Source organism: Pseudomonas petrae (assembly GCF_021728295.1).
GTDB classification, from domain to species: Bacteria; Pseudomonadota; Gammaproteobacteria; order Pseudomonadales; family Pseudomonadaceae; genus Aquipseudomonas; species Aquipseudomonas petrae.
This window is the reverse complement of sequence record NZ_JAKJXE010000017.1, coordinates 15,768-28,108: the sequence shown is the minus strand read 5'-3', so window position 1 is coordinate 28,108 and position 12,341 is coordinate 15,768. Positions and strand designations below refer to the sequence as shown.

General features: G+C 63.3%; 8 protein-coding genes. 4 read left to right on the top strand and 4 right to left on the bottom strand.

The features are described 5' to 3' along the window. Positions 1–12: 12 nt before the first annotated feature. The 4 genes from L4G42_RS22995 to pdxR all read right to left on the bottom strand — a co-directional run bounded on the left by L4G42_RS22995 (position 13) and on the right by pdxR (position 5,581). The gene (locus tag L4G42_RS22995; protein WP_237253942.1) at positions 13–357 is read right to left on the bottom strand and encodes an FKBP-type peptidyl-prolyl cis-trans isomerase; all 345 of its coding nucleotides are present in this window, start codon (positions 355–357) and stop codon (positions 13–15) included. A gap of 163 nt (positions 358–520) precedes the next feature. Continuing rightward, positions 521–2,104: an aldehyde dehydrogenase (NADP(+)) gene (locus L4G42_RS22990; protein WP_237253943.1), complete on the bottom strand. Its 1,584-nt coding sequence runs from the start codon at positions 2,102–2,104 to the stop codon at positions 521–523. Positions 2,105–2,377: 273 nt separating this feature from the next. Then, the gene (locus L4G42_RS22985; protein WP_237253944.1) at positions 2,378–3,484 is read right to left on the bottom strand and encodes a Gfo/Idh/MocA family protein; all 1,107 of its coding nucleotides are present in this window, start codon (positions 3,482–3,484) and stop codon (positions 2,378–2,380) included. 651 nt (positions 3,485–4,135) lie between these two features. After that, a complete protein-coding gene (gene pdxR, locus L4G42_RS22980) occupies positions 4,136–5,581 on the bottom strand; it encodes a MocR-like pyridoxine biosynthesis transcription factor PdxR (RefSeq protein ID WP_237253945.1) in 1,446 nt (481 codons plus the stop codon). Between the two features lie 216 nt (positions 5,582–5,797). Between pdxR and treS the strand changes: the two genes are divergently transcribed. The 4 genes from treS (at position 5,798) to mnmH (ending at position 11,830) form a co-directional block, all read left to right on the top strand. Further along, the gene (gene treS, locus L4G42_RS22975; protein ID WP_237253946.1) at positions 5,798–7,867 is read left to right on the top strand and encodes a maltose alpha-D-glucosyltransferase; all 2,070 of its coding nucleotides are present in this window, start codon (positions 5,798–5,800) and stop codon (positions 7,865–7,867) included. Between the two features lie 381 nt (positions 7,868–8,248). Then, the gene (locus L4G42_RS22970; RefSeq protein WP_237253947.1) at positions 8,249–9,397 is read left to right on the top strand and encodes an MFS transporter; all 1,149 of its coding nucleotides are present in this window, start codon (positions 8,249–8,251) and stop codon (positions 9,395–9,397) included. 289 nt (positions 9,398–9,686) lie between these two features. Then, a complete protein-coding gene (selD, locus tag L4G42_RS22965; RefSeq protein ID WP_237253948.1) occupies positions 9,687–10,721 on the top strand; it encodes a selenide, water dikinase SelD in 1,035 nt (344 codons plus the stop codon). Further along, a complete protein-coding gene (gene mnmH, locus L4G42_RS22960; protein WP_237253949.1) occupies positions 10,721–11,830 on the top strand; it encodes a tRNA 2-selenouridine(34) synthase MnmH in 1,110 nt (369 codons plus the stop codon). Before selD ends, mnmH begins: the two co-directional genes overlap by 1 nt. Positions 11,831–12,341 lie beyond the last annotated feature (511 nt).

Below are 12,341 nucleotides of genomic sequence, written 5' to 3'. Positions count from 1 at the left end.
GGCCAGGCGTGACTATTCATCATCCCGCGTCAGCACTTCCAGCAGTTCAATTTCAAAGACCAGATCTGAATGCGGTTTGATGTGGGCGCCCATCGAACGCTCCCCGTACGCCAGCGCCGCAGGCACCCGCAGCGTGCGTTTGCCGCCGACCTTCATGCCCATCAGCCCGATGTCCCAGCCCTTGATCACCCGCCCGCTGCCGATGACGCACTGAAACGGCTTGCCGCGCTCCCAGGAGGAGTCGAACACTGTGCCGTCTTCCAGGGTGCCGCTGTATTGCGTGGTGATCAGCGCGCCTTTGACGACGGCCTTCCCGGTGCCTTCCTGCAAATCGATGATGCTCAGTTCTTCATTCATGTTCAGGTTTCCACAGCGAGATGGCGCGAGATGCTAGTCAGCCAATCGCCCACTGGCAACGTTCCCTGCCAAACACAGGGCAAAAAAAACGGCGCGGCCCCTCACAGGGTCGCGCCGTTTTTCATTACCTGACAAACTGGACCTTATTAATGAGGCCCCATCATCACGCGATGACGTCGGTGCTCCACTCGCCGTTCACCAGGCGCTTGAGCCCCAGCGGGTTGGCGTTTTGCAGAGCGGCCGGCAGCAGGCTGTCCGGGTAGTTCTGGTAGCAGACCGGGCGCAGGAAACGATCGATTGCCAGGGTGCCCACCGAGGTACCGCGCGCATCGGAGGTCGCCGGGTAAGGACCGCCGTGAACCATGGCGTCAGACACCTCGACACCGGTCGGGTAGCCGTTGACCAGGATGCGGCCGACTTTCTCTTCCAGCACCGGCACCAGCCACTGGTACTTCTGCAGGTCGGCGGTTTCGCCGATCAGCGTGGCGGTCAGCTGACCGCGCAGGGCCAGCAGTGCGGCTTTCAGTTCAGCGTCGTCCGCTACTTCGATCAGCAGCGTGGTCGGGCCGAACACTTCTTCCTGGAGCAGCTCGTCGCCGTTGAGCAACATGCTGACGTCAGCCTTGAACAGTTGAGCCTGGGCCTGCTTGCCTTCCTGCGGCTTGCCTGCCAGGTGCGTGATGCTCTTGTGCGCCAGCAGCTTCTCGACGCCTTTGCTGTAGCTGCGCAGGCCGCCTTCGTTGAGCATGGTCTGAGGTGGCTGACCGCCCATGTGCTCGGTCAGTTGCTCGGTGAACGCGGTCAAAGCAGGGGAGCGAATGCCTATGACCACGCCCGGGTTGGTGCAGAACTGACCTGCGCCCATGACCACGGAGGCCGCAAGCTCGCCGGCAATGGCGGTGCCGCGTGCCGTCAGTGCGCCTGGCAGCAGGACCACCGGGTTGATGCTGGACATCTCGGCGAACACCGGGATCGGCTGCGGACGCTCGGACGCCAGTTTGCACAGGGCGTTGCCGCCGTGCAGCGAACCGGTGAAACCGACCGCTTGAATGGCCGGGTGCTTGACCAGGCCTTCGCCGACGCCGCTGCCGAAAATCATGTTGAACACGCCTTTTGGCATGCCGGTCTTCTCGGCGGCGCGAACGATGGCGTTGCCCACCAGATCGGCAGTCGCCATGTGCCCGCTGTGGGCTTTCACGACTACCGGGCAACCGGCCGCCAGTGCCGAGGCGGTGTCGCCGCCCGCTGTAGAGAACGCGAGGGGGAAGTTGCTGGCGCCGAACACGGCCACCGGGCCGACGCCGATGCGCTGCTGGCGCAGATCGACACGTGGCAGCGGCTTGCGATCCGGCAGTGCCTGGTCGATACGCGCGCCCAGGAAGTCACCACGACGCAGGACTTTGGCGAACAGGCGCATCTGGCCGGAGGTACGGCCACGCTCGCCCTGGATACGACCGGCCGGCAGCGCGGTTTCCTGGCAAACGAGGGCAACGAAGTCATCGCCCAGGGCGTCGAGTTCGTCAGCGATGGCATCGAGGAATTCAGCGCGGCGCGCCGGGCTCAACTGGCGGAATTCAAGGAAGGCGTCTTTGGCGGCCGAGGCAGCGGCGTCGATTTCCGCGTCGGTGGCCTGATGGAAGGTGTAAGGCAGTGCTTCGCCAGTGGTGGCGTCGAGGCTTTTATGGCGTGCTTCGCCGAGGCCGCTGCGGGCGCCGCCGATGAAGTTCTGACCGAGAACGGTAGGCATCTGCTTCTCCTGTTATTTTTGGGGCGAATCGATCAGGCATGGCGCCTGATGGGGAATTCGAGATCGTATGAAGCGTAGCGGCGACAAGCTCAGCGGCTCGTCGCAAAGTCGACAGTCATCATACAACTGCATTTTTTCAGCCGCAAGGCGCGCCGCAATGAGGTGCCGAGCAAATCCCGGCCATCAAAATGGCCGGGCTTTTGCACCGTGATCACCGCGCGGTAGGCGGCGACGCCTGATTGACGTGCAGCAACGCGTGATCAATACGCACGGTCACGCATTCGGCTCATCGGTATTGATGTACTCCGGCACCTTGGCCAGCGGCAAGCGACGGGCTTGCTCGATGCTGATGCCCGGGCGCTCCGGCAGTGGCTCGAGTTTCTGCGGCTGGCCGGTGGTCAGCGCGCGTTCAATGGCTTCGACCACCCGTACATCGCGCCAGCCCTCGTCGCCGTCTGGCTCGGGTTCGCGGTCCTGCAGGATGCAATCGGAGAAGTACTGAGTCTCGCCGCCGAACTGGTCGACCACCGGGTGCGTGTGCTCGGTGGTCTGGCCGTCGATGATCGCGCGGTAACCAATCGCTACGCCTTCGCCGAAACCGAAGCACGGTGAGGCTTCGAACTCGCCCTTGGTGCCGATCAGCTGGAAACGCTCGGTGGACGGCAGGCTGTAACTCACGGTGAAGGTCGCCAGGCGCTCTTCGGCGAAGCGCAGCGTCACATTGACCGTGTCGAAGGTGTTGATCTCACGGCCCGGCGTTTTGATGCCGACGGCGTGGACTTCAATCGGCTCGGCGGCAAACAGGTTGCGCACGGCGTTGATGGGATACGGGCCCATGTCTGCCACGGGACCTGCGTCGAAGCCGCTCTGCATGCGGTGGTTGGCCGGGTCGGTGGTCTGGGCGAACGTCGCGGTGAACAGGCGCAGATCGCCGAGGTCGCCGGCGCGCACGCGGTGGACCATTTCGACGGTGCCGGGCTCGAAGTGCAGGCGGTAGGCGACCATCAGTTTGGCGCCCGAGCGTTTGGCGGCTTCGGCGATGGCCAGGCAGTCTTCTTCATTGGCGGCCATGGGCTTTTCCAGCAGCACGTGGATGCCGGCTTCCAGGGCGGGAACGGCGAATTCGCGGTGGCGGAAGTTGGGGGTTGCCAGGTAGATGGCGTCGATTTCGCCGGAGCTGAGCAGGGTGTCGAATTCGTCGTAGTGGTAGCTCTTGAGGTCGTACAGTGCCGCCAGTTGGTCGGCCTTGATCGGGTCGCCGGTGACCAGGGCGGTCATGACCGAGTTGTCGGTCTGTTCGAGTCCCGGCATGAAAGCGCCTTGGGAGATCCAGCCTCCAGCGACCACTGCGTAGCGGATTTTGCCGTTTGCGTCTGGCATGTATAAGCCTCCATTTCTCAGCGGACGGTGTGTCCGGCAGCTCTGTAGTCGGCAGGTTCTGGGGTTAGAAGTTCCATTGGATTGTGTCAGCTGGACCTGTGGCGTGGCTTATTGCGCCAGGATCAAGGGCGTCTGCCTGGGGGCAGACGTTTCGCCTTCGGCGAGTTACTTGGAAAAGCACCCCAAGTAACCAAGGGTGCTTGCTCCTGGTTGGGTTCCTCCTTCGTCGGAATACCCTCACTCCGACGACGCTCCGTGGGCCCGCGCCGAACGGACATCCATGTCCTGACGGCGCTCTCGCCGCATCCATGCGGCTCGGCCCACTGCGCGTCGTCTGCGTTCGGCCTGCACCCAAGTCGCGATTGTCGTCGTCTGAGCGTTATGTGTATGAAGATCAAGATCAACAGCTTCCCGGCTGACGCCGGTCCCACAGGGTGTACGCGGTCTGCTGTTAGTGGGACCGGCTTCAGCCGGGAAGAGGCCAGTGTGAGCGCCATCAATTTTATGATCGTGCCCACGCTCTGCGTGGGCACGCATCCATGGACGCTCCGCGTCCATTCCCGGCTAAAGCCGGTCCTACTGAATGCGCGCGGTGTTGGTAGGACCGGCTTTAGCCGGGAAGGGGCCGGTGGGCGCTATCAATTTCCCCGATCAACCAAACTCCATCAGCAGATCCCGCAACCGATCCAGCGCCGGGTCGATGTCGAGCAGGTCGATGGCGCCGAAACCCATCATCAGCCCATCACGGGGTGACGCGTCGCTGTAGAAGCCGTCGAGGGGGTACAGGCCGAGGGTTTTGTCCCGCGCGCGGTCGACCAGCAGGTGCAGATTGATCGCCGGATCGAGCGAGGCCTTGAGCATCACCGCCATGTGGAAGCCTGCCGTGCACGGGATGGTTTCCAGCCAGAGCGACAGGTCGCCGGCGATGCGCGACAGGATTCGTTCGCGGCGCCCGGCGTAGGTGCTGTGGCAGCGGCGGATGTGTTTGTTGAGCAGGCCTTCGCTGATGAATTTGCTGAGTGCCCATTGCGGCAGCGTCGAGGTGTGCCAGTCGGTCAGTTGCTTGGCCTTGATCACCGCTTCGAGGATCGCCGCCGGCAGCACGGCGTAACCCAGGCGCAATTCCGGCAGCAGGGTTTTCGAAAAGGTGCCGACGTAGGCGACCACGCCGTGCTCGTCGATGCTCTGCAACGAGTCAGTCGGGCGCCCTTCGTAGCGGAATTCGCTGTCGTAGTCGTCCTCGATGATGATCGCGCCGATTCGTCGCGCCTTCTCCAGCAGGGCATGGCGGCGTGCCAGGCTCATGGGCATGCCGAGCGGCATCTGGTGGGACGGGGTGACATAAATGGCGCAGACGTCGCCCGGAATCTGCTCGACGATGATCCCTTCACTGTCGACCGGCACGCCGGTCACCTCGGCCCCCTGGGCGGTAAACAGCTGGCGTGCGGGTGTGTAACCGGGGTCTTCCACCGCCACGCGGCTGCCGGGTTCGATCAGCACGCGAGCGATCAGGTCCAGGGCCTGTTGCGCGCCATTGCACACCACCACGTCCTCGGCCACGCACCGGACGCCGCGCGCAAAGGCAATGTGCCCGGCAATCGCGGCGCGCAGGGCGGGCAGGCCTTCGGGCTGGCCGTAGAAGCCGCGCTCGGTGGACATCTGCCGGACCGCGTGGTGTACGCAGCGCCGCCATTCGTCATGGGGGAACTGGGTTTTTGCCGTCGCACCGCCGAGAAAGTCGTAGCGCAGGGTGCCCGCGCGCGTCGGGTGGCGCAGGGGCAGGGAAATACGTTCCCATTTCGCCACGATGTGGGCGCTGGCAAGCTCCGAAGGCGCCGGCCGAGGCGGGCTGTAAGCGCTCAAGGCGTTGACGAATGTGCCGCTGCCGACCTTGCCCACCAGATAGTTTTCGTAGGTCAGCCGGCTGTAGGTGTCGGAAATGGTTTTGCGCGACAACCCCAGTTGCGCCGCCAGCAGGCGACTGGGCGGCAATTGCACACCCGCCGCCAGCCGGCCGGACACGATACTGTCGCGCAGCTGCTCATAGACTTGATGGGCAAGGTCCTTGCGGCCCTCGATAACGATGTGTAATTCCACGCAAACCCCTGAACAGCGCCGACGGTGCGGATGCACGTCGGTGGATTTTAGCCAGCGCTGCGGTCCATGGCATAGCAACCGATGCAACGTTTACGCGCCAAGGTGCTCTTAGAGTTAGGCAGAAACCTGGACACGCACAGGCAGGACGGTCCGGACAGCGCTCTCAGCGCCGTTGGGCCGCCGCTCCCATCCACTTGAAGATGGAACCCCGAACACATGACCACCCCGGACAAGCAGTACGTGGAATGGCTGGTTGAGCAATCGATGCTCAACGCCGCAAAGCAACGCGCAAAATTGTATGGCGGCCAGGGCCGTCTCTGGCAGCGCCCTTACGCCCAGGCTCGTCCAAGGGACGCTTCGGCCATCGGTTCGGTCTGGTTCACCGCCTACCCGGCGTCGATCATTACCCGCGATGGCAGCTCGGTGCTCGAAGCGCTGGGCGATGAACAGCTCTGGCACGCGCTGTCCGAAATCGGTATCCAGGGCATTCATAACGGCCCGTTGAAAGCGTCCGGCGGTTTGAAAGGCCGCGAGCGCACCCCGAGCATCGACGGCAACTTCGACCGGATCAGCTTCGAGGTGGATTCGGACCTGGGCACTGACGCCCAATTTCTCAACCTCAGCCGTATCGCCGCCGCGCACAACGCAATCGTCGTCGATGACGTGATCCCGTCCCACACCGGCAAGGGCGCGGATTTCCGCCTGGCCGAGATGGCCTACGAAGAGTACCCGGGCCTCTACCACATGGTGGAGATCAAGGAAGAAGACTGGTCGCTGCTCCCGGAGGTCCCGGCCGGACGCGACGCCGTCAACCTGCAGGCCGCCACCGTCGATGCGCTGCGTGACAAGCACTACATCGTCGGCCAGTTGCAGCGGGTGATCTTCTTCGAGCCTGGCGTCAAGGAGACCGACTGGAGCGCCACGCCCATTGTGACCGGCGTCGACGGCAAGGACCGCCGCTGGGTCTATCTGCATTACTTCAAGGAAGGCCAGCCGTCGCTGAACTGGCTGGACCCGAGTTTCGCCGCGCAGCAAATGATCATTGGCGACGCCCTGCACGCCATCGACGTAATGGGCGCGCGGGTCTTGCGTCTGGACGCCAATGGCTTCCTCGGCGTCGAGCGCAAGGCCGACGGCACGGCGTGGTCCGAAAGCCACCCGCTGTCGATCACCGGCAACCAGTTGCTCGCCGGGGCGATCCGCAAGGCTGGCGGCTTCAGCTTCCAGGAGCTGAACCTGACCATCGACGACATCGCGGCGATGTCCCACGGCGGCGCCGACCTGTCCTATGACTTCGTCACCCGTCCGGCCTACCAGCACGCGCTGCTGACCGGTCGCACCGAATTTCTGCGGCTGATGCTCCGCCAGGTGCATGATTTCGGCATCGACCCTGCATCGCTGATTCACGCGTTGCAGAACCACGACGAACTGACCCTGGAACTGGTGCATTTCTGGACGCTGCACGCCCACGATCAGTACCTGTATCAGGGGCAGACGTTCCCGGGCAATATCCTGCGCGAGCACATTCGCGAGGAGATGTACGAGCGTCTGGCGGGCGAGCACGCGCCCTATAACTTGAAGTTCGTCACCAATGGCGTGTCCTGCACCACGGCAAGCATCATCACGGCCGCGCTGGGCATTCGTGAGCTGGACAGCATGACCGCCGCCGACATCGACAAAATCCAGCACATTCATTTGCTGCTGGTGATGTTCAACGCCATGCAACCGGGCGTGTTCGCGCTGTCGGGCTGGGACCTGGTCGGCGCCTTGCCGCTGCCGGCCGAGCAGGTGGCGCACCTGATGGGCGATGGCGATACCCGCTGGATCCATCGCGGTGGCTATGACCTGGTCGACATGGACCCGGATTGCGAAATCTCGGCAGGTGGCATGCCTCGGGCTCGCGCGCTGTACGGCAGCCTCGTCGAGCAGTTGAAGCGGCCGGATTCGTTCGCCTCGCAGCTGAAAAAACTGCTGGCCGTGCGCCGTGCCTACGACATTGCTGCCAGCCGGCAGATTCTGATTCCGGATGTCGAGCACCCGGGGCTGCTGATCATGGTTCATGAATTGCCGGCCGGGAAGGGCACGCAGATCACCGCGCTGAACTTCAGTTCAGAGGCCATCGTCGAGACCCTGCACCTGCCGGGCATCGCGCCGGGCCCGGTGGTGGACATCATCAACGAACGGGTCGAAGGCGATCTGACCGAAGAGGGTGAATTCACCATCACGCTGGACGCCTATGAAGGCCTGGCGTTGCGCGTGGTGAGCATGGCGGCACCGATGATGTGATCGGTTACGGACCTGGCCTCTTATTTTCGGTAGGACTGGCTTCAGCCGGAAAAGCGTCAGGCGTTATGTCGCCGATCCCAGGTTGGGGGAGGTGCTGTAGGAGCCGGCTTGCTGGCGAAACTGATCTGTCAGACACGTGAAAGGGTGACTGACACACCGCTCTCGCCAGCAAGCCGGCGCCTGCAGTGGATGCATGTTGTCCTTCATCGGAGGGACCGACTTTAGCCGGGAAGGCGTCAAGTGCCACACCGCGACAATCAAGGTGTTCACAATGGCCTCTTCCCGGCTGAAGCCGGTCCCACGGGAGAAATGCCTGCGCGAGGGATCGCGCTTTTTCATTCACCGTCTGCCGGTCGCGCAGACCCGTTCAGGTTGTTTTCTGTGTCAGTTGCTCAATCCGTTCATGCCCCCGTCTTCGTTCACCTGTGGAGTTATCGCCTGACATTTCTGCTGTCCGGCATGTCGCTGGGTGCGTGGGCGCCGTTGGTCCCTTTCGCCCGCGAACGCGCCGGCCTTGAAGAAGCCCAGCTCGGCCTGCTGCTCTTGTGCTTCGGCCTCGGCTCAATGCTGGCAATGCCGTTGGCGGGAATGCTGACCACGCGCAAGGGCTGCCGGTTTGTCTCGTTGATTGGCGGCGCGTTGATCTGCTGCATGCTGCCGTTGCTCGCTACGCTGTCCTCTCTGCCGGGGCTGGCAGTGGCGCTGGCGGTGTTTGGCGCCGGCCTGGGCAGTATCGACGTAGCGATGAACGTGCAGGGCCTGATGGTCGAGCGCGATCATGGGCGGCCGATGATGTCGGGGTTCCACGGGCTGTTCAGCCTCGGCGGCATCGGCAGTGCGCTGTTGATGACCTTGCTGCTGTGGCTGGGCGCGTCGCCGTTGCTGGCGGTGGCCGTGGTGGTGGCGTTGATTGCCGGGATGCTGCTCTGGCACGCGCGCTACCTGGTGCCCCACGGCGCGGATGATCCATCAGCGCCGTTCGCCCGGCCGACCACCAACGTAGTGATCGTCGGGATTCTCTGCTTCATCGCGCTGCTGGTGGAGGGCGCGATGCTCGACTGGAGCGCGGTGTTCCTGAACCGAATGCACCAGATCGATTTGTCGGTGGCCGGCGGCGCGTACGCGGTGTTCTCCCTGACCATGGCAGCGGGGCGTTTTTCCGGGGACTGGTTGAGGAACCGTTTCGGCGCGGTGAACCTGCTGATCGGCGGCGGGCTGCTGGTGATGGTCGGGTTTGCCATGGCGATCCTGCTGGAGCCGTGGCCACTGTTCCTGCTGGGCTTCGCGCTGATCGGGTTGGGGTTGTCCAATACGTTTCCGGTGTATTGCTCGGTGGTCGGTGCACAGACCGGGATGCCGGCGGGGCTGGCGATCGCGGTGATTACCGGGATCGGCTATTGCGGGATTTTGCTGGGGCCGGCGCTGATTGGTTTTGCTGCCCACCTAATCGGTCTGCGGGAAGCGCTGCTCTGCGTCGGCGCGCTGATGCTGGCCCAGGTCCTGACGGCGCGACGGATGGCGAAGGGCTGAGGAAAGGCATCCGTTTTGCCTTATGGCATCTGACGCCTTCCCGGCTGAAGCCGGTTCTACTGACAGCACGCGGTTTTGGCTGTAGGACTGGCTTTATCCGGGAAGAGGCCGGTGTGGACACCATCAGTTTTGCGGTGTGGCATCAGATGCTTTCCCGGCTGAAGCCGGTCCTACGAAAATCGCGTGTCCAGCCATCCAGCCAGCCAGCCAGCCAGCCAGCCATCCAGCAACCCTTCAACCCACCGGCGCCTCTGGTAGACTTCGGCGCCTTGAAACTCAGGGGCTTCCCATGACCGACCCGATTCGTCTCACCCAATACAGTCACGGCGCCGGCTGCGGCTGCAAGATCTCGCCCAAGGTGCTGGAAACCATCCTCGCCGGCAGTGGCGCGCAGAACCTCGACCCGCGCCTGTGGGTCGGCAATGCCTCCCGCGATGACGCGGCGGTCTATGCCATCGACGACGAAAAGGGCGTCGTGTCCACCACCGATTTCTTCATGCCCATCGTCGACGACCCGTTCGACTTCGGCCGCATCGCCGCGACCAACGCCATCAGCGACATCTACGCCATGGGCGGTGATCCGTTGATGGCCATCGCCATTCTGGGCTGGCCGGTCAACGTGCTGGCTCCGGAAATCGCCCGCGAGGTCATCCGCGGCGGGCGTGCGGTGTGCGATGCAGCGGGCATCCCGCTGGCTGGGGGTCACTCCATCGACGCGCCGGAGCCGATCTTCGGCCTGGCGGTCACCGGGTTGGTGGAGAAGCGCTTCATGAAGCGCAACGACACCGCCACCGTGGGCTGCAAACTGTTCCTGACCAAGCCGCTGGGCATTGGCATCCTCACCACCGCCGAGAAAAAAGGCCTGCTGCGCGACGAAGACATCGGCCTGGCGCGCGACGTGATGTGCACGCTGAACAAACCGGGCAGCCGTTTTTCCAGGCTGACCGGCGTAGCGGCCATGACCGACGTCACAGGCTTCGGCTTGCTCGGGCATCTGGTTGAAATGGCCGACGGCAGTCAGGTCACTGCACGGCTGAATGCTGCTGCCGTGCCGCGTCTGGGCAGTGTCGATTTCTACATCGAGCAGGATTGCATCCCCGGCGGCACCCACCGCAACTACGACAGCTATGGCGAGCGCATCGGCGCGTTGACTGAGGCGCAGAAGTTGCTGCTGTGCGACCCGCAAACCAGCGGCGGCCTGCTGATTGCCGTGGAGCCCGCTGAAGAAGCGGCGTTCCTGGCACTGGCCGACGAACTGGGCCTGAGCCTCGCGCCGATCGGCGACCTGGTCGAGCGACAGCCACTCGCGGTCGAGGTGTTCTGATGCGCGACAACAGCGCCGACCTGCGGGAAATTTTCCTCAACGACGTGCCGATGATGGACGTGCGTGCGCCGGTGGAATTCACCAAGGGCGCGTTCCGCGATGTGATCAATTTGCCGCTGATGAATGACGTCGAGCGCCAGAAAGTCGGCACGAGCTACAAGCAGGACGGGCAACAGGCTGCCATTGAGCTGGGCCACACATTGGTGTCCGGCGACGTCAAGCAGGCGCGGATCGAGGCCTGGGCGGATTTTGCTCGCCGTCATCCCGAGGGCTTTCTGTATTGCTTTCGCGGCGGCCTGCGTTCGCAGATCACCCAGCAGTGGCTCAAGAGCGAGGCTGGTATCGAGTATCCCCGGATCATCGGTGGCTACAAGGCGATGCGCAGCTTTTTGATCGAGGTGACGGATCAGGCGGTGGCTGAATGCGATTTTGTGGTGATCGGTGGGCTGACCGGCAGTGGCAAGACCGAGGTGCTGCAGGCGCTCGACAACGGGCTGGACCTGGAAGGGCATGCCAATCATCGCGGTTCCAGCTTTGGCAAACACGCGACGCCGCAGCCGGGGCAGATCGATTTCGAGAATCTGCTCGCCGTGGACATTCTGAAGAAGCGCGCCCGGCATTTGAATCAGTTTGTGGTCGAGGACGAGGGGCGGATCGTTGGCAGTCGTGCGGTGCCGCTTGAGTTGTACCGGACCATGCAGGACGCACCGCTGGTGTGGCTGGAGGACAGTTTCGAGGGTCGCGTCGAGCGGATTCTGAAAGATTATGTGACCGATCTGTGTGCCGAGTTCGTTGCGGTGCAGGGCGTTGAAACGGGCTTTGCTGCCTATGCCGAACGGCTGAAGCAGAGCTTGTCGAGTATCGTTCGACGGCTGGGCGGTGAGCGTTATCAGCGGCTGGCGGCGATCATGGACCGTGCCTTGGCCGAGCAGGCGCGCAGCGGGGCGGTGGAGCTGCACCGGGGCTGGATCAGCGGGATGTTGAGCGAGTATTACGATCCGATGTATTCGTTTCAGCGGGACAGCAAGAACCCCCGGATCGAGTTTGCCGGAGATCAGCGGGCTGTTGTGGAGTATTTAAAACAGCGGAGCGTTAATTCCTGCGATTGAGGGTCAAGATCAAGAGCGTCTGCCTGGGGGCAGACGTTTCGCCTTCGGCGAGTTACTTGGAAAAGTCGAAAGTCGCACCATCCCCAAGTAACCAAGGGTGCTTGCTCCTGGTTAGGCCCCTCGTTCCTCGGGGTTCCTTCACTCCGCTCCCGCTCCGTGGGCCCGCGCCGAACGGACATCCATGTCCTGACGGCGCTCTCGCCGCATCCATGCGGCACGGCCCACTCCGCGAGACCTGCGTTCAGCCTGCACCCAAGTCGCGATTTGCGGTGTTTGGGCATTTTGCGCATGAAGATCAAAAGCAGATCAAAAGCTTCCCGGCTGAAGCCGGTCCTACGACGTGCGCGTTGTTCAGGTGACCTTTGATCGTTCCCACGCTCCGCGTGGGAATGCATCCCGTGACGCTCCGCGTCACTTTCCCGATCCTTGAATGCGCGTCGTCTGCGGGACGCGGAGCGTCCGGGGCGGCATTACCACGCAGAGCGTGGGAACGATCGATCTGCTTTGATCT